The 17242-nt window shown below is 36.4% G+C and carries 17 protein-coding genes; 11 read left to right on the forward strand and 6 right to left on the reverse strand.

From position 1 onward, the window contains the following. The first annotated feature begins 5 nt into the window (after nucleotides 1–5). Genes murB through AC1MPL_RS07505 form a run of 3 tightly spaced genes read left to right on the forward strand, consistent with a single transcriptional unit; the run spans nucleotide 6 to nucleotide 3187 of the window. A complete protein-coding gene (gene murB, locus AC1MPL_RS07495; RefSeq protein WP_479765160.1) occupies nucleotides 6–1034 on the forward strand; it encodes a UDP-N-acetylmuramate dehydrogenase in 1029 nt (342 codons plus the stop codon). Nucleotides 1035–1046: 12 nt separating this feature from the next. Next, a complete protein-coding gene (locus tag AC1MPL_RS07500) occupies nucleotides 1047–2159 on the forward strand; it encodes an ElyC/SanA/YdcF family protein (RefSeq protein ID WP_479765161.1) in 1113 nt (370 codons plus the stop codon). Next, complete coding sequence (locus AC1MPL_RS07505; protein ID WP_479765162.1) at nucleotides 2159–3187, forward strand: alpha/beta hydrolase; 1029 nt, start codon at nucleotides 2159–2161, stop codon at nucleotides 3185–3187. The genes AC1MPL_RS07500 and AC1MPL_RS07505 overlap by 1 nt, the downstream gene beginning before the upstream one ends. 46 nt (nucleotides 3188–3233) lie before the next feature. Here the strand turns inward: AC1MPL_RS07505 and AC1MPL_RS07510 are convergent, their stop codons facing one another. Genes AC1MPL_RS07510 through AC1MPL_RS07520 form a run of 3 tightly spaced genes read right to left on the reverse strand, consistent with a single transcriptional unit; the run spans nucleotide 3234 to nucleotide 5392 of the window. Further along, a complete protein-coding gene (locus AC1MPL_RS07510; RefSeq protein ID WP_479765163.1) occupies nucleotides 3234–4403 on the reverse strand; it encodes a ribosomal protein uL16 3-hydroxylase in 1170 nt (389 codons plus the stop codon). A 15-nt stretch (nucleotides 4404–4418) separates the two neighbouring features. Continuing rightward, nucleotides 4419–5009 (reverse strand): Maf family protein, encoded by a 591-nt coding sequence (locus AC1MPL_RS07515; RefSeq protein WP_479765164.1) that lies wholly within the window; start codon nucleotides 5007–5009, stop codon nucleotides 4419–4421. Further along, entirely contained in the window at nucleotides 5006–5392 is a 387-nt protein-coding gene (locus AC1MPL_RS07520) for a DUF2237 family protein (protein WP_479765165.1), read from the reverse strand. Before AC1MPL_RS07520 ends, AC1MPL_RS07515 begins: the two co-directional genes overlap by 4 nt. A 143-nt stretch (nucleotides 5393–5535) precedes the next feature. Between AC1MPL_RS07520 and AC1MPL_RS07525 the strand changes: the two genes are divergently transcribed. The 4 genes from AC1MPL_RS07525 to AC1MPL_RS07540 all read left to right on the forward strand — a co-directional run bounded on the left by AC1MPL_RS07525 (nucleotide 5536) and on the right by AC1MPL_RS07540 (nucleotide 9003). Then, nucleotides 5536–6720 carry a phosphoglycerate kinase gene (locus tag AC1MPL_RS07525; protein ID WP_479765166.1) on the forward strand — a complete coding sequence of 395 codons (1185 nt, stop codon included), beginning with the start codon at nucleotides 5536–5538 and terminating at the stop codon, nucleotides 6718–6720. Nucleotides 6721–6741: 21 nt separating this feature from the next. Next, on the forward strand, nucleotides 6742–6954 hold the full coding sequence (locus AC1MPL_RS07530) for a hypothetical protein (RefSeq protein ID WP_479765167.1): 213 nt from the start codon (nucleotides 6742–6744) through the stop codon (nucleotides 6952–6954). Nucleotides 6955–7075: 121 nt separating this feature from the next. Continuing rightward, nucleotides 7076–8077 carry a class II fructose-bisphosphate aldolase gene (fba, locus tag AC1MPL_RS07535; RefSeq protein ID WP_479765168.1) on the forward strand — a complete coding sequence of 334 codons (1002 nt, stop codon included), beginning with the start codon at nucleotides 7076–7078 and terminating at the stop codon, nucleotides 8075–8077. Between the two features lie 68 nt (nucleotides 8078–8145). Beyond that, on the forward strand, nucleotides 8146–9003 hold the full coding sequence (locus AC1MPL_RS07540; RefSeq protein ID WP_479765169.1) for an EamA family transporter: 858 nt from the start codon (nucleotides 8146–8148) through the stop codon (nucleotides 9001–9003). 42 nt (nucleotides 9004–9045) lie between these two features. Here the strand turns inward: AC1MPL_RS07540 and nfsB are convergent, their stop codons facing one another. Continuing rightward, complete coding sequence (nfsB, locus tag AC1MPL_RS07545) at nucleotides 9046–9684, reverse strand: oxygen-insensitive NAD(P)H nitroreductase (RefSeq protein ID WP_479765170.1); 639 nt, start codon at nucleotides 9682–9684, stop codon at nucleotides 9046–9048. 235 nt (nucleotides 9685–9919) lie between these two features. Between nfsB and cysD the strand changes: the two genes are divergently transcribed. The 4 genes from cysD (at nucleotide 9920) to AC1MPL_RS07565 (ending at nucleotide 15180) form a co-directional block, all read left to right on the forward strand. Then, entirely contained in the window at nucleotides 9920–10828 is a 909-nt protein-coding gene (gene cysD / locus AC1MPL_RS07550) for a sulfate adenylyltransferase subunit CysD (RefSeq protein ID WP_237412801.1), read from the forward strand. Nucleotides 10829–10845: 17 nt separating this feature from the next. Continuing rightward, nucleotides 10846–12468: a sulfate adenylyltransferase subunit CysN gene (cysN, locus tag AC1MPL_RS07555; RefSeq protein WP_479765171.1), complete on the forward strand. Its 1623-nt coding sequence runs from the start codon at nucleotides 10846–10848 to the stop codon at nucleotides 12466–12468. Between the two features lie 64 nt (nucleotides 12469–12532). Then, on the forward strand, nucleotides 12533–12907 hold the full coding sequence (locus AC1MPL_RS07560; protein ID WP_479765172.1) for a 5-carboxymethyl-2-hydroxymuconate Delta-isomerase: 375 nt from the start codon (nucleotides 12533–12535) through the stop codon (nucleotides 12905–12907). 89 nt (nucleotides 12908–12996) lie between these two features. After that, nucleotides 12997–15180, forward strand: coding sequence for a TonB-dependent siderophore receptor (locus AC1MPL_RS07565; protein ID WP_479766188.1), 2184 nt, complete (start codon nucleotides 12997–12999; stop codon nucleotides 15178–15180). 47 nt (nucleotides 15181–15227) lie between these two features. On the opposite strand, the gene thiM is transcribed toward AC1MPL_RS07565, so the two are convergent. Both thiM and AC1MPL_RS07575 read right to left on the reverse strand, forming a co-directional pair. Continuing rightward, the gene (thiM, locus tag AC1MPL_RS07570; protein WP_479765173.1) at nucleotides 15228–16043 is read right to left on the reverse strand and encodes a hydroxyethylthiazole kinase; all 816 of its coding nucleotides are present in this window, start codon (nucleotides 16041–16043) and stop codon (nucleotides 15228–15230) included. A gap of 26 nt (nucleotides 16044–16069) precedes the next feature. After that, nucleotides 16070–17230, reverse strand: coding sequence for a hypothetical protein (locus tag AC1MPL_RS07575; RefSeq protein ID WP_479766190.1), 1161 nt, complete (start codon nucleotides 17228–17230; stop codon nucleotides 16070–16072). Nucleotides 17231–17242 lie beyond the last annotated feature (12 nt).

The raw sequence follows: 17242 nt of genomic DNA on the forward strand, positions 1-17242 counted from the left end.
TTTTAATGTTAAATATTAAATATAATTTTCAACTTAAAAGATTTAATACATTAAGTTTAAGTGCTGTTGCTGCATATTTTATTGAAATTAATACTCAAACAGATTTAATTGATGCTTTACAGTTTGCTAAGAAAGAAAATGCAGAGGTTGTTGTATTATCAGGTGGTAGCAATATATTATTGCCTGAATATTTAAATGCATGTGTTTTGTATATCAATATCCAAGGTATACAGTGTATTGAAGAAGATGAAACAGATGTACTTGTCCAAGTTGGTGCAGGTCAAAATTGGCATGATTTTGTCTTATACTCAACGCAGCAGGGCTGGTATGGGCTACAAAATTTAGCTTTAATTCCTGGTAAGGTAGGGGCTGCACCTGTGCAAAATATTGGTGCATATGGTGTGGAAGTAGGCGAGTTCATTTCGTATGTTTTTGTATATGATTGTATTGAAAAAGAGTTTCTGACTCTATCTCGTAATGAATGTTATTTTGAGTACCGAAATAGTATTTTTAAGCAGAATCAAAAAAGGTATATTATTGTTTCAGTTGTATTTAAACTGAAAAAAAATATTGATTTGAAGTTAGGTTATGGTGATTTAGCATTAGCCGTTGGTGATGATAAAACACCAATAAATTTACAAAATCAAGTAATTCGTATTCGCCGCTCTAAACTGCCTGATCCTAAACAATATCCAAATGTTGGTAGCTTTTTCAAAAACCCTATAGTTAGTTATGAGCAGTTTCTACAAATGCATGAACAATTTCCAAACATGCCACATTATAAACACATGGATGGGTGTGTTAAGCTCGCTGCAGGTTGGTTGATAGATCAGGCTGGATGGAAAGGAAAATGTTTAGGTAAAGTTGGAATGTTTGCTAAACAAGCATTGGTTTTAGTGAATTATTCAGATGCAAATTTGGAAGAAGTTAAAGCAACCTATATTGCTGTTCAAAATGATGTGCAACAAAAATTTAATATATTATTAGAGCCCGAACCAATAATCTTTGAGGAAAATGGATTAGGCCATTTGTAAATGGACGAGAATATGGCAAAAAAACAACCTTTTATGGTAAGGTTAGTGAAAATGATCGCGGTACTGGCAGTACTTCTCACAGCTTTCATTGTATTTATTTATACGCCATTTTATTCAAAAAGTATTTTATTTTTACTCAACTCTTTTGTACCTATAGAAGTAAATATGGTTGCAGCAAAAAGCCAGCAAATTGCTGCACTGAGTGAACATGATGATTTAGAACCGGGGTCACATTTATGGATTGCCCGTCAAGCATATTTAAAAATTCTACAAGAAACTGCACAAAGACAAGATGCAGCTAACTTAAATTTAGTTGAAGCAAGATATAAAGTATTAGAACAAGAGCTTCAGAAAAAGGAAGATGAAGATGATACAGAGGATAGTATAAGTGAGCCTGTAACAGCCGAAGATAAATCCTCATCAGAACCTGAATTAAAGGCTGTGCACGATATTGCTAATTTAAATGATTTAGATACTAATATCTTAATGCAGAAATATAGCCAATTTTTAACAACATATCCTGTAAAGGTGAATGATAAAGAACCAATTAGTCAGCAAGTTTCACAAGATTTACAGCAAGTAAATAGTGTAAGGGATGAGCAAAAAGCAGATGCCTCAAAGCCTTCTGCAATCGTGGTGTTGGGGGGTGGGTTAACCTTTGATCGTATAGCACATAAGATTGTGGTGAATAGCTATACAAGGTTGCGTTTGGAAAAAACATTAGAAATTGAACAAAAAAGTCACCTACCTATTGTACTGAGTGGAGTTGAAGCACCATATATGCAAATTTGGTTGAAAGACCATGGTGTGGATGCAAAATTGCTTGAAAATAGAAGTATGAATACCTGTGAGAACTCAAGGTTCAGCTCATTACTTTTGCAAAAAAAAGGTGGTGCACCACAAATCATGTTAGTGACAGATGAATATCATATGCCACGAACACGTCGACTTTTTGCTCAAAATGGAATCGCGACCATTCCTGTAGATGCACCAATGCCAACAGCTTTAACCAATTGGAAGCCTGCTTTATCAAATTATGATCATAGCCGACGTGCAAACTACGAGTTATTGGCAAGCATGAGAGATGTTATTTTGGGTACAAATGATTGTCGTGAGGTGCCTTAATGCCAGAGACACCATTTTTAACACCAACAGCTCTGAAGCAACTTAATTTACCCATACCAAATCGGGAAACAACACCTCATCAGTTACAAGGGCTTAATTTATATAAACCATATAAGCCTGAGGGTGAGTTGTATTCATATCAAAAGTTATATGGATTGGACTTGTTAGATTGTTACTATTGGCAGGGATATATTCAGACAGAACGATTTAAATTGCATACTCAGGTATTTCAGCCTAAAGGTAGGGAAAGCCGTGGCACAATATTTTTGCTGCATGGTTATTTAGAACATAGTGGAATTTATCAACCTATTATTGAAGAAATACTATCTCAAAAATTTAGTGTACTTACTTTTGATTTACCTGGACATGGTTTAAGTAGTGGATCACCTGCAAATATTGAGAATTTTGATCATTATCAAGATGTATTGCATGCGGTTTATCGTTATTCAAAAAATGCTCCTCAACTTGTTAAACCATGGCTTGGCATTGGTCAAAGTACAGGTGGCGCAATTTTGATGCATCATATATTGGCATATGCAGAGCAAAGAAAAAACCCGATTGTAGATAGAGTATTATTACTTTCTCCTTTATTGCGACCTGCAAAGTCTGCATGGTGGCATAATCCTTTGGGGTTGGGGATTATTCGTAGAATAAAAAAACAAGTACCAAGACATTTTAGAAGAAATAATCATAATCCAGAGTTTCTGAGGTTTGTACGTTTAAAAGACCCTCTACAGCCTAAAATGATGGGAATGAATTGGATTTTAGCAATGTCTAAATGGATGCCAGTTATGGAGAGTCGTCCATCATGTCGCATTCCTGTATGGATGGCACAAGGTGCTTTGGATCAGACTGTAGATTGGCGATATAATATTGAATTTGTTAGAAAAAAATTTAGATTGCAGACACTACTTATTTTAGAAGAAGGATCTCATCAACTCATTAATGAGCGTGAAGATATACGTGCTGCTTTAACAGGTCTTATTCCTGCATTCTTACATGCCAAATCGAGTAGTCATTATTACTAATATGCCATTTCCATAGTAGTTATAAAAATGGCAATGGCTTTGGTTTTTATTCTTGTTCAGGCGAAGTAAGCATTAATATTGCATCATTAATGAGAGGTAATATATCTTCAAGCATCGTACTCGTGTTGAAAACTTCTTCACTAAAGTAAATGATATCTCCATCTGCAATTTTCTTGAGAATAGGTGCAGTTTCAATTGCTATATTGAGGGACTCACCATTAGCCCAAAACTTTAGCGTATTTTCTTGTTCTAAATAGAGTAGACGAGAAGCAGGCTCAAGTTGGATGGAGTAATCTGTATCTAACAAATCATTGAGGTCTTCTAGCTCAATTTCATCTGACTCAGGAATATTGTCTGGATATTTAGGTTCAGACATTAATGCCATAATTGCATGGTCAAAATGATCAGTAGTCATAAGCCTTTCAAGAAGATGTTTTTTTATTGATTGTCTTTCTTCAGCCGTTATTTCACCAATTGCATTTGAATGCTCACGAACTATGTCTTGAATTGGATTTTTGAGATGATCATTGTCTGCAAATTGGTCACTTACGCGATCAATTACACCTGCCAGATTGGGCATGCGAAAACCAAATGAGTACGTTAAGCAGTCATCTTCCGCAACGCCGTAATGCGATAGACCCGGTGGCACATAGAGCAAATCACCCGGTGCAAGCACTTCATCAAAATTAATATCCATCTCGGGTAGCAGTTTAAGTGGTTGACCCTCAATAAATTGAGTATTTTCATTACAGTGTTGCCCCAACTGCCAACGACGGTGTCCAGATCCTTGAACTAAAAATACATCATAAAAGTCAAAGTGTTTACCTACCGAGCCACCTTTAGGCGCATAGGAAACCATAATATCATCTCTACGCCATTGAGGGATAAAGTGGAATTTCTTCCATAATTCTGCCAAGTCCATTGAATAGTGGTCTACAGCTTGAACGAGAAGTGTCCAATAGGGAGGGAGGTTTTTAAAATCCTTTTCTTCAAGCGGAGAAGATTTTACTTGCCATTGATCATGATTTTTTCCTGTTTGCTGAATCAGGCGAGCAGTAACAGTATCTTCTAAAGCAAGAGATTGAATATCTTCAGGTTCAAGAAAAGTTGCAATTTCAGGAATAGCCTGCCGTACAAGAAGCGGTTTTTTTTGCCAATATTCACGAAGAAATTGTTCTGCGGTAATATTGCCTAAGACAGTAAGAGGTTGTGACATTTGAGCCCTTGTAATTTAAGGAATTTGAAAATTGAGTTGGCGCAATATTTGAGTAAGCTGAATAAGTGGAAGTCCCATGAGTGTAGTCTGGTCTTCACCTACCATACGTTCAAATAATGAAATACCTAAGCTTTCACATTTAAAGCTACCTGCACAGTGAAATGGTTGGTCTTTTTCAATATAACGCTCTATTTCTGCGAGAGAAAGTTCTCTAAATTTTACTTCATAATGTGCAACAAGTGTGGAGTTTTGATTTAGAGCTGAGCATTGAACGCTTAAACCTGTACTAAAACGTAATATTTTTCCTGAGTGCTGTTGTAGTTGAGTAATCGCGTGGGATTTATCTTTAGGTTTGCCTAAAAATAAATGAGGTGTTTCCGCATGCCATGCAACTTGGTCAGAGCCAATTACAATTGCTTCAGGGTGGTCTTTTGCAATAACAGCGGCTTTATCAAAAGCAAGGCGTTTGGCAAGCTCATTTGCATGTACTTCACCTTTGGGTATTTCATCTATATCAGGGCTAATACTTTGATATGGCAAAAGTAATCTATCCATCAACGATTTACGAGTTTGGCTACTTGAAGCAAGAATAATTTTTTTTGTCATGAAACAGAATATTCCATTAAAACATGCAGAGGGACATAGCTAAGTATAGATTGATGACAAGCATGTAGTTTTAATTTTGGTGCATGACCAAGTTCATACGCTTCTACCCAGCGTTCTACACAAATACACCAAAAATCACCAGGCTTTAGCCCTGGAAAATCTAGCTCAGGCAATGGGGTAGTTAAGTCATTACCAATTTTCTGAGAAAAATTTAGAAAATCTGATGTCATTTGTGCGCATACAGTATGTTGACCGAGATCTGTAGGTGCAGTATGACAAAAACCATTACGAAAATAGCCTGTGATCGGATCAAAGCAACAGCTTGCAAGTGGTTCGCCAAATATGTTTAAGCGATTAATTTTAGGATCTGGATGAATAGACATAAATATTCTGATTTAATAGGTGAATTTGTGAGTAAACAAAATTAGTTTTCTACATCTCTTATACTAAAGAAGCTAATGTTGTTAAATATCTTCGTCTAAGATATTGTTATTGAAAATACTGAATAACACAAGGGAGCAATAAAATGACGTTTCAGCGTATGACGGATCTTGATTTACAAGGAAAGCGTGTCCTTATTCGTGAAGACTTAAATGTACCTGTAAAAAATGGAGTAATTACAAGTGATGCTCGTTTAAGAGCAGCATTACCAACAATTAAGTTGGCATTAGAAAAAGGTGCAGCAGTCATTGTATGTTCTCATTTAGGCCGTCCTGTAGAGGGTGAGCCAAAGGCTGAGCAATCTTTAGCACCTGTTGCAAAATATCTTTCAGATGCTTTAGGTCAGACCGTTCAACTAGAAACTGATTATTTGAATGGGGTAGATGTCAAAACAGGACAAGTTGTACTGCTTGAAAATGTTCGTTTTAACCATGGCGAAAAGAAAAATGCACCGGAGCTTGCAGAAAAGTATGCAGCATTGTGCGATGTATTTGTTATGGATGCTTTTGGAACAGCCCACCGTGCTGAAGCATCTACGGAAGGTGTTGCACGCAAAGCACCGCTTGCAGTTGCAGGGCCATTACTTGCGACTGAGTTGGATGCTTTAGGTCGTGCATTAAAGACTCCTGCAAAACCAATGGTTGCAATTGTTGCAGGTTCTAAAGTTTCTACAAAGTTAGATGTCTTAAACTCACTTTCTACGGTGTGTGATCAGCTTATCGTGGGTGGTGGTATTGCTAATACTTTCTTGGCTGCTGCTGGATTTAACGTTGGTAAATCATTGTATGAAGCAGATTTGGTAGATACAGCGAAAAAAATTGCTGCAAAAGTAAATGTACCTTTACCAACTGATGTTATTGTTGCTGATGCATCGAATATTGGTGAGGACTTTATGGCTTTTGTAAGTAATAGCCACGCAGTTGTGAAAAAAGTTGCTGATGTGCAAGATACTGATATGATTCTTGATGTTGGGCCTGAAACTGCTGCGACATTTGCAAAATTGTTGCAAGGAGCAAAAACCATTTTATGGAATGGGCCTGTAGGTGTGTTTGAAGTTGATCAATTCGGAGAAGGAACAAAAGCATTGTCATTGGCAGTTGCTCAAAGTGATGCATTTTCAATTGCAGGCGGTGGCGATACTTTAGCTGCAATTGATAAATATAATGTGGCTTCTCATATTAGTTATATTTCAACAGGTGGCGGTGCGTTCTTAGAGTTTGTAGAAGGCAAAACGCTACCTGCTGTTGCTGCTTTAATTGATCGGGCTTAATTAAGTTAAAAGGAATATTTTTTGAAACAGTTACTTATTATTGCACTTGGGTTAGTGACATTAGGTACATTTACTGCATGTAGTAAAAGTGAAAATCATGCAGCGACTGAAAATAGTACAACTACATCGGCAGTTTCTTCAGAAACGAGCCCAGAGCAGCAAGCTAAAATAGATGCGATAGATAAGCCTGTATTAGATTCAAAAAATACAGATGTTCCCGCAAAAGCACAATAAATTAATATAATTCTAAGAAAAACCCCGCAATTGCGGGGTTTTTTATAGACTCGACTATTTAAAGTACAGTTTTGTTTCTAGTTGGCATGTAGAATACCGCACGCAAATTGGGGAGAGAGTTATGGCTTTAGTATCGTTACGTCAGTTATTAGATCATGCAGCAGAGCATAGTTATGGTGTTCCAGCATTCAATGTAAACAATTTAGAGCAAATGCGTGCAATTATGCTTGCAGCAGATGCAACAAATTCACCTGTTATTGTGCAGGTATCTGCGGGTGCGAGAAAATATGCGGGGTCAGCATTTTTACGTCATCTCATTGCAGCAGCAATTGAAGAATGGCCACACATTCCAATTGTAATGCACCAAGACCATGGTGTAAGCCCTGCGGTGTGTCAGCGTTCAATTCAGTTAGGCTTTAGCTCTGTAATGATGGATGGTTCGTTAAATACAGATGGTAAAACGCCAACAAGTTATGACTACAATGTACAAGTAACACGTCAAGTCGTTGAAATGGCACATGCATGTGGTGTTTCAGTAGAGGGCGAAATTGGTTGTTTAGGAAGTTTAGAAAAACAAACTGATGAAGATCATGGTCAACTTCTCACTTCTGTTGATGAAGCAAAAAAATTTGTTGCAGATACTAATGTCGATGCTCTTGCGATTGCTGTAGGTACTTCCCACGGTGCATACAAATTCACACGTCCACCTACAGGTGATATTTTAGCGATTGAACGTATTAGAGAAATTCATGCAGCATTGCCAAATACTCATTTGGTTATGCATGGTTCTAGCTCTGTTCCTCAAGAATGGTTGCAAGTAATTAATGCACATGGTGGTGCAATTGGCGAAACGTATGGTGTGCCAGTTGATCAACTCGTTGATGCAATTAAGCATGGTGTGCGTAAAATTAATATTGATACAGATTTACGTCTAGCATCTACAGGTGCAATTCGTCAGTTTATTGCAGAAAACCCAGCAGAGTTTGATCCACGTAAGTATTTTGCAAAAACGATTGATGCGATGAAAGAAGTATGTATTAGCCGTTATGAGGCATTTGGAACAGCTGGAAATGCAAACAAAATTCGCCCAATTTCATTAGAAAAGATGGTTGAACGCTACTAATTATTTATCATTTCAGATTAAGATAAGGCTCACAAAGGTGAGCTTTATTCATTTATGGGGATAGCATATTGATCTTTATTTTATTTGCAGCACTATGTAGCGTTGCAGTTTCAGTTTTACTGAAACATTTAACAAGAGCAGGGTTTAATTCGCTTGCAATGGTTGTGTGGAATTATGCCTGTGCCAGTATTCTATGTTTTTTATGGTTTAAACCTGCCTTAGCTAATATACACATTGAACAAGTTCCTTGGTGGCTTATTGCTGTACTTGGTATTGTATTGCCAAGTATTTTCTTAGCGTTATCGTGTGCTTTGACCTATGCAGGTATTGTAAAAACAGAAATTGCGCAACGGTTATCTGCCATACTATCTATCATCGCAGCATATTTTATATTTCATGAACAATTTTCAACATCTAAAATATTTGGTGTGGTACTTGGCTTAGTTGCAGTGAGTTTACTCATTTTAAGCCGCGGAAATATTGATAATAAAGTAATTCATAAAAAGGCAGTATTTTCATTACTAAGTGTATGGGGTGGGTATGCACTTGTAGATATTTTACTCAAGTATAATAGTAGTCTAGGGCAAGGGTTTGCCCAAAGCTTAAACTTAATATTTATTACAGCGTTTATTTTTTCATTAATTTATGGATTGATTAAGCAAAAAAGTGCCCTTTGGAAAAGAAAGAATATTTGTGCGGGTCTATTCCTTGGAGTATTGAATTTTACAAATATTGCTTTATATGTAAATGCACATATTGCGTTGAAAAGCTCACCGGCAATTGTCTTTGCGTCAATGAATATTTTTGTGGTCATATTCGGTGTTTTAAGTGGTATTGTGTTATTTAAAGAAAAAGTTAACCTTAAAATGCTGTTGAGTCTATTTTTAGCTTTAGGTGCAGTATTGTTTTTAATGAATGCAATGTAGTGAGAGAGTGACACACTATTCTGTAGTCACTCAGTCTATCGCTTACAAATGTGTAAAGACAGTATCGTGCGGTAAGCGTGACTTCTTAAGTGTTGCATTGAAGTCATTTTCATTTCGATAACCTAATGAAACAACGACTAAGCTTTGTAAGCCTTTTTCTTTTAATGAAAATTCTTGATCAAAAGCTTCTGTATCAAAACCTTCCATCGCCGTTGAATCTATACCTTCAGCGGCAACGCCAAGTAAGAACTGTCCAAGTGCAATATAAGTTTGTCGAATGAGCCAGTCGGGAATAGATTTCTTCTTAACATATCCTGCACGTAGTGCTGCTTGTGAAGTCCGAGTTTCCTCATCTTTAAAACGACCGACAGCATCGTCAGCTTTAAGCAAAGCATCTAAATGTTCATGGCTAATATCTGTTTTAGTACAGAACACAATACTATGAGATGACTCTAAGACTTTTGTTGCATTATAACTGAAGTTCCCTGGCATTGTTTTTGCAACACGTGCTTTTGCCTCATCACTTTCAATCACAAAAAAATGCCAAGGCTGAATATTTACAGATGATGGGGTAAGTTGAAGTATTTCTAGGAGTTTATTTAAAGTGTGTTTTGGAATCTTTTTTTCTGGATCATATGCTTTTGTTGTGTAGCGAGTTTGTGCAACTTTAAGTATATCCATGTGAACGCACCAAAGTGGTATAAAGAGTTAAATTTAGTATAGACACTTCATTTTGAATAAAAAGATCATTTTACAATTCATATACTTATTGTTTCTCAGCTTAAAACTGAAAAATTTTCTAAAGTAGAAAAAATGATTTAGTTATTCAAAAATCGTCATTAGACATACACATACGTGCTCTGATTAAGCATGCTAATATGTTTGCCTTAAAATTTCCGTTTAGCTGGGTATATCAATGACTGAGGAAAGATTAACTCACCTTAAACAGCTTGAAGCTGAAAGTATTCATATTATTCGAGAAGTGGCTGCGGAATTTGAAAATCCCGTTATGCTTTACTCTATCGGTAAAGACTCTGCGGTGATGTTACATTTGGCAATGAAAGCCTTTTACCCTGCCAAGCTTCCATTTCCATTAATGCATGTTAATACAGGATGGAAATTTAAGGACATGATTAAGTTCCGTGATGACATGGTACAGAAACATGGTCTTGAATTGATCGAACATAAAAACCTTGAGGGAATGGCACAAAATATTAACCCATTCGACCACGGTAGTTCTAAATATACTGACATTATGAAAACGCAAGCCTTAAAGCAAGCTTTGGATAAGTATCAGTTTGATGCAGCATTTGGTGGTGCGCGCCGTGACGAAGAAAAGTCGCGTGCGAAAGAGCGTGTTTATTCATTCCGTGACAATAAACACCGTTGGGATCCTAAAAACCAACGTCCAGAATTGTGGAATATCTACAATGGTAAAGTGAATAAAGGCGAGAGTATCCGTGTATTTCCTTTATCTAACTGGACAGAGTTAGATATTTGGCAATATATTTATCTTGAGCAAATTCCAATTGTACCACTTTATTTCTCTGCGAAACGTCCTGTCGTAGAACGTGATGGTACGCTTATTATGATTGATGATGAGCGTTTCCCATTGCGAGCAGGTGAAGTACCTGAAATGAGATCGGTACGTTTTCGTACATTAGGCTGTTATCCTTTAACAGGTGCAGTGCAGTCTACAGCAGATACTTTGCCAGAGATTATTCAAGAGATGCTACTTACAACAAGCTCAGAACGACAAGGCCGTATGATTGACCATGATGAAGCAGGGTCAATGGAAAAGAAAAAGCAAGAAGGTTATTTCTAATTTAGTGGAGTAAATACATGTCTCATCAATCCGAGCTCATTAGCCAGGATATTTTGGCATACTTAAAACAACATGAGCAAAAAGATCTTCTCCGCTTTTTAACATGCGGTAATGTTGATGATGGTAAAAGTACATTAATTGGTCGCTTACTGCATGACTCTAAAATGATCTATGAAGATCAATTGGAGGCAGTAAAACGTGATAGTAAAAAATCGGGTACACAGGGCGAGAAAGTAGACCTTGCGTTACTTGTTGATGGTTTGCAAGCAGAGCGCGAGCAAGGTATTACCATTGATGTTGCATATCGTTATTTTTCAACAGATAAGCGTAAGTTTATTATTGCTGATACACCAGGGCATGAGCAGTACACGCGTAATATGGCAACGGGCGCATCGACATGTGATCTTGCTGTTATTTTGATAGATGCACGTTATGGTGTGCAGACACAAACACGCCGTCACACGTTTATTTCTGCGTTATTGGGTATCCGTAATATTGTTGTTGCAATTAACAAAATGGATTTAATTGAGTTTTCTGAAGAAAAATTCAATCAAATTCGTCAAGATTATGAAGAATTTATTACGCATTTAGGCAATCGTCAGCCGACCAATATCCATTTTGTGCCAATTTCTGCACTCAATGGCGATAATGTTGTCAATGCCTCTGAGTATACACCTTGGTATCAAGGTCAAACGCTAATGAAAATCTTAGAAACGATTGATATTAAGCGTGAAACTGAACATCAAGATTTTAGATTTCCAGTACAGTATGTGAACCGCCCAAATTTAGATTTTCGTGGTTTTGCAGGTACAATTGCACTTGGTCGTGTTGCTGTAAATGACGAAATTGTAGTATTGCCTTCGGGTAAACGTAGTCGTGTTAAAGAAATTGTCACATATGATGGCAATTTAGAAGATGCAGTGGTTGGTCAAGCAGTTACACTTACACTTCAAGATGAAATTGATGTGAGCCGTGGTGACTTAATTGCTCATCCAAGTGCGTTACCTCAGCAATCACGTGCTGTAAAAGCAACTGTGGTCTGGATGGCTGAACAGCCCCTTGTTGTAGGGAAGCTGTATAATGTGAAAGTAGGTACTCAAAGTGTACCTGCAAAAGTGAGTGTGATTAATCATACAATTGATGTAAATACCTTAGAGCAAGGGCAAGTTGCTGAAGCGCTTGCACTGAATGGTATTGCAGATGTAACAGTAGAGTTTGACCGTCCAATTGTATTTGATGATTATAAAGACAGCCGCTTTACAGGTAGCTTTATTTTTATTGATCGTTTAACCAACGTAACTGTTGGTGCGGCAATGATTGAAGATACTGCACAATTGAGTGATATCAAACGTGCAGTCAGTGTAGACGAACGTGCTGCAAGATTGGGACAAAAGCCTGCTGTTGTTGCAATCTCCAAAAATGCTTTTTCTCATAAGCTAGAGTTAGAGCGTGTTTTACTTACGGATGGTATTGTTTCTTTTGCTAATGATAGCCTAAGTAAACATGAAATTAAACTGTTAAAAGAAACAGGTATTCTACTCATTGTTGGCGAGTCACAAAAAGAGGATGCTGATGTCTTTATAGATTTAGATCAACTCGATGATCTAGTCATTAAAATTAAAAGTTTTGTGCAGTTATAAAATTTTTAAGAGAGCCCAACACATGTTGGGCTTTTTATTAAAAAATACTAAGGATTAAATAAATATGCCAAATCTTACTTTAGAATATACAGGGAATCTAGACATAGATACTCAAGAGTTACTTCTTGAACTGCATCAAGTTTTATTTGACTCAAAATTATTTGAATATAAACATGATATAAAGTCTAGAGCAATTCAGTTTGATGAGTTCCTTATTGGGGATGGCCGTGAAAAAGATGCGTTTATACATCTAAAAGTGTGTGTTCTTACGGGTAGAACAACAGCGCAATTACAAAAACTAAATGAAGCATTGCTTAAAACTATTAAAGATAATCAGTCACTTATGCATAAAGATTTGATTAAAAAAATTCATATTTCTATAGAAGTTGTGGAAATGAACAGAGAAACATATAAAAAGTTTGCAATATCCAACTCCTAAATTTCAAGTAGTAACGCTGAATTGAATCAATTAAATTTATGATATAATATTGTAAAAATTCCTTTTAGGCACGATTTATGAAGCATGTTATGCAAAAAATGCATTGGCATTTATGGGGATGCGCTTTGGTTTCAATAGGCTCAATTACAATGAGTCATGCAAATGCAGCAGATGTTGAACAGTTATCTATAATTACACTTAAAAGCGAACCATCTTCTACATATCGTGCTTCTTCAACAGAAATTACTGGCTATGATGGTCAGAAAATTAACCAAATTCCTGCATCTATTTCCTCAATTACCAGTGCGGTACTTATGGACCAGCATGCAAAACTTTTAACAGATGTAGTTAAAAATGATGCTAGTGTTGGAGATGGTTATGCCGCGATAGGTTATTACCCAAACTTTATGGTTCGTGGTTTTGCACTTGATACAGCATCTAGTTATTTAATTAATGGTAATGTGGTTCGTGGTGAACAAAATATTGCATTAGACAATAAGCAAAGTGTAGAAATTTTAAAGGGAATTTCTGCCTTACAGAGTGGTATGTCTACACCTGGCGGTATAATTAACTTTGTGACAAAACGTCCTGCGGATGTACATACCTTAACATTTGATTTAGATCAATACGGAGATAAGACAGTTTCGACAGACTTAGGTGGATTTGTTGGAAAAAACCATCAGGTTGGTTATCGAATTAATCTTGCTCATGAAGATATTAAACCATATGTTGATCATGCAAATGGTCAGCGTTACTTTGGTTCTGTGGCGTTAGATTGGAATATCAATGATAAGTCTAAACTTGAGTTTAACTTAGAAGCTCAGTCACAAAAGCAGCGTTCTGTACCTGGGTATCAACTTCTAGATGGAAAAGAAATACCACAAAACGTCGATTGGTCGAGATTATTGGGTTATCAAAGTTGGAGTAATCCTGTAACAAATAAAAGTTTAAATACAGATATTACTTATCGTTATACTTTTAATTCTCAATGGAATATGAGCCTAACAGCATCGCATAGTCGTGTTGTAATTGATGACTATTCAACATTTCCTTATGGCTGTTATGCAGAAACATGTCAATATACAGGTTTAGGAAATACCTTTGACCAAAATGGTAATTATGATATTTACGACTATCGTGATCCAAATGATGCGCGAGTCACAGACCAATTTAAACTACATTTAAATGGTGAATTTGAAACTGGATTCTTGAAGCATAACCTACGTACAGAAGTTGCAGAAACCAATAAAAATCGACAGCGCAATAAAGTGGTTTATTTGGATAAAGAAAAAGGGAGTTATATTGGTACAACCAATATTTATACAGATACAGTAGGTTTTTCACCTGTACCAACAGTTTTAGATGGTCGATATACTGCTTTAAAAAGCCATCAACAAAGTATTTTTGTTTCTGACCTAGTAAATCTAAATAATCAGTGGTCTGTATTATTGGGTACAAAATGGCTTCATCTAGATGAGCAGAGTTTTAATGAGGATGCTGTACTTGCACGAAATACACATTTAAGTAAGTTTTTACCACAAGCGGCTTTAATGTATCAACCATTTGAAAATACAACGATTTATACCAGTTATGCCAAAGGTTTGTCAGATGGTGGGGAAGCACCATTGTATACAACTAATAAAGGACAGACACTTTTACCAAAAAACTCTACGCAATATGAAATTGGTCTTAAACAGCAAATACAACAGTTTTTGCTTACAGCAGCCGTATTCGATTTAAAACAAGATAATCAATACACAATATCTATGCCTTCAGATACGAGTAAATTAGTTTTTGTACAAGAAGGAAAACAGCATAACCAAGGTGTAGAGCTTACATTAAATGGTGCTATAACAGATCGTTTAGATATGCTGACGAGTTTAAGTTATATTCGAGCAAGATTAGATAATGTATCTGATTTAAGTTATGTAGGGCATCAGGTACAAAATAGTCCGACATGGCGTTTTAGTGGCTATTTATCGTATAAATTGCCTGTATTGAATGATCAATTAAGATTATTGGCAGGTATTCAGGCGAGCTCAAGCAAGTATGCAAACAGAGCGGGAACTGTAAAAGTTGCAGGCTATAGTATTTTTAATGCAGGTGCAGCATACCACTTACCGGTTGCAGGTTATGAAACAGATATTCGTTTGAATATTAATAATGTGATGAATACCAAGTATTGGCGTGATGTTGGTGAATTTATGGGCGATGACTATTTATTCTTAGGTAACCCAAGAACTGCCCAGCTATCTGCAACCATACATTTTTAAAATGAAAGAACGGCGTATATTCTAAATGCGCCGTTCTATGTAATATCTTAGTGTATCTGAATATCTATATGCTGTTTAATCTTATCAGCATTTAAAGTGAATAGTTCATCGATAAAAGCCACATTAAACTGACCCAAAGTAGGTGCTCTTTCATAAGCGAGCTTTCCTGCAATTGCAAAGTGTACATGTGCGGCAATAGTTGCAATATGTATGGGTGCAACGGCACAATATGCTGCAATTAATGCTCCTAGTGAACAGCCTGTTGCTGTAATTTTAGGTTGTAATATTGAGCCACCTTTAATTTCAATTACTTGGTTTGATTTTTGAGATAAAATAAAGTCTGATGGTCCTGAAATTGCAATACATTCACTATGCTTAAGAAGTACTCTAGCATGCTGATAGACATCTTGACTATTTAATATGCTATCTACACCCTTAGAAATATTTTGCTCACCTGCAAGTGTACTAATCTCTGAAGCATTTCCCCGAATTACGCTTGGCATAAAAGTGAGTAGTGAGTCGACCATATCACTTCGCCATTTGAGCACAGGGCTATAACCAACTGGGTCAAGTACCCATGGAATACCTTCTTTATGTGCTGTTGCTGCGGAGATTTTCATTGCCTGCATTTGCTCAGAAGAAGGAGTCCCTAGGTTAATGCTTAATGCACCAATAATACGTGTAAAACTCTCTGCTTCATAAGGATTATCAATCATCGCAGGCGATGCACCACATGCCAAGAGTACATTGGCAGCATAGTTGCTTGCAACTTTATTTGTAATACATTGAATAAGTGGTGATTTTTGCTGTAATTCTTGCCATGCAAAAACCACTTGGTCTATTAAGGTACTTACTTGCATCATTATTCGATTTGCTCTAAATGAAAAAATTATTGTGTAAAATAGTGATCTTGTTGTTTACACTTTCTACAGCGTAAAGAGACGTAATCTCCTGCATCATACTCAACTTCTAAATCGTTAGAGCCACAGTGCATACAGCGTTTGTCTGAGTAAAAGCTGAGTCTAGGAGAAACTTTTTGCCATAAATGCCATATCGGTTGGCTTAATATACGTTGGTCGTAATTTAAAAATTTGAAATAAAGAATTTCTCCCATTCTATTAAAAGGTAAATGATCAGGGCGTGGAAAGTTTGGTGTTTCCCATTTATTTTTTAATGCATTTTCACGGTATTGTATAATTGTTTTTTTAAGTTTATGAGTATTAATAAAGCCATCATTACGGGGTTGTAATGCTTTCTGTTCATTTAAGTAAGCAAGAGCTGTATGAATAAGATAAAAAATTTGTTCAACAGCAAGGTGGTCGAGTAGGCGATAGCAAAGGATTTGAAAAGATTTATGTCCTGAGATTTGCACTTGCCAAGTGCGACAAACAGCTATTGTAAACTGCATAATCTCTTGATATAACATGAGATAAATAGCATCTTTAACTTCGTTACTGTCTTGGAAAGGTACACCTTGACTTAAATCCTCATAAAACCAAAAACGAAGTTGCTGGGCAATGCTAAATAAACTCGGTTCAGCATAACCGTCTAAACGTATATTAATGTAATAAATATTGGTATCTTCATCTTTTATATTTTTACGAACTAAAATTCCTTCTTTTTCTAGCTGTTTTACAATTTGCTGTTGAAAGGGAATGTTAGGTGAAATTGGACTATATTTGATCTTGTCCCAATAAATATATTCGTCATGCTGTGCATCTTCCCGGGCATAGTCATCTAAAAGTGCCAACAAAAATAACTTTTTGACAAAAGAGAGTTGGTGAAGTGATGGCGCTTCAATATCTTTTTTACGAAACTTTCTCACTTCTTGTAAGCGTGTTTCTTTAAGCATTTTTTTGCGCTTTTGAGTACATGCTTCACAGTGGCAACTGAAAGAACTATTTTGGAAAACACGATGTTCGCAATGGCTACATTGATGAAAGTTGAGATCGGTATCAAATTGCTCTGCATCTACCCAATACATTGCAGCATGACACAGTGGACACAATGTACTGCTATCTAACTGTTTTTTAATGATTTGAATAAACACACGTAGGCTCAA

This window comes from Acinetobacter sp. N1-1, assembly GCF_056711485.1.

What these genes read in the sequence shown, in the direction of transcription:
- murB (WP_479765160.1), top strand. Translation starts at nt 6, where the DNA reads ATGTTAAATATTAAATATAATTTTCAACTTAAAAGATTTAATACATTA.
- AC1MPL_RS07500 (WP_479765161.1), top strand. Translation starts at nt 1,047, where the DNA reads ATGGCAAAAAAACAACCTTTTATGGTAAGGTTAGTGAAAATGATCGCG.
- AC1MPL_RS07505 (WP_479765162.1), top strand. Translation starts at nt 2,159, where the DNA reads ATGCCAGAGACACCATTTTTAACACCAACAGCTCTGAAGCAACTTAAT.
- AC1MPL_RS07510 (WP_479765163.1), bottom strand. Translation starts at nt 4,403, where the DNA reads ATGTCACAACCTCTTACTGTCTTAGGCAATATTACCGCAGAACAATTT.
- AC1MPL_RS07515 (WP_479765164.1), bottom strand. Translation starts at nt 5,009, where the DNA reads ATGACAAAAAAAATTATTCTTGCTTCAAGTAGCCAAACTCGTAAATCG.
- AC1MPL_RS07520 (WP_479765165.1), bottom strand. Translation starts at nt 5,392, where the DNA reads ATGTCTATTCATCCAGATCCTAAAATTAATCGCTTAAACATATTTGGC.
- AC1MPL_RS07525 (WP_479765166.1), top strand. Translation starts at nt 5,536, where the DNA reads ATGACGTTTCAGCGTATGACGGATCTTGATTTACAAGGAAAGCGTGTC.
- fba (WP_479765168.1), top strand. Translation starts at nt 7,076, where the DNA reads ATGGCTTTAGTATCGTTACGTCAGTTATTAGATCATGCAGCAGAGCAT.
- nfsB (WP_479765170.1), bottom strand. Translation starts at nt 9,684, where the DNA reads ATGGATATACTTAAAGTTGCACAAACTCGCTACACAACAAAAGCATAT.
- cysD (WP_237412801.1), top strand. Translation starts at nt 9,920, where the DNA reads ATGACTGAGGAAAGATTAACTCACCTTAAACAGCTTGAAGCTGAAAGT.
- cysN (WP_479765171.1), top strand. Translation starts at nt 10,846, where the DNA reads ATGTCTCATCAATCCGAGCTCATTAGCCAGGATATTTTGGCATACTTA.
- AC1MPL_RS07560 (WP_479765172.1), top strand. Translation starts at nt 12,533, where the DNA reads ATGCCAAATCTTACTTTAGAATATACAGGGAATCTAGACATAGATACT.
- AC1MPL_RS07565 (WP_479766188.1), top strand. Translation starts at nt 12,997, where the DNA reads ATGCAAAAAATGCATTGGCATTTATGGGGATGCGCTTTGGTTTCAATA.
- thiM (WP_479765173.1), bottom strand. Translation starts at nt 16,043, where the DNA reads ATGATGCAAGTAAGTACCTTAATAGACCAAGTGGTTTTTGCATGGCAA.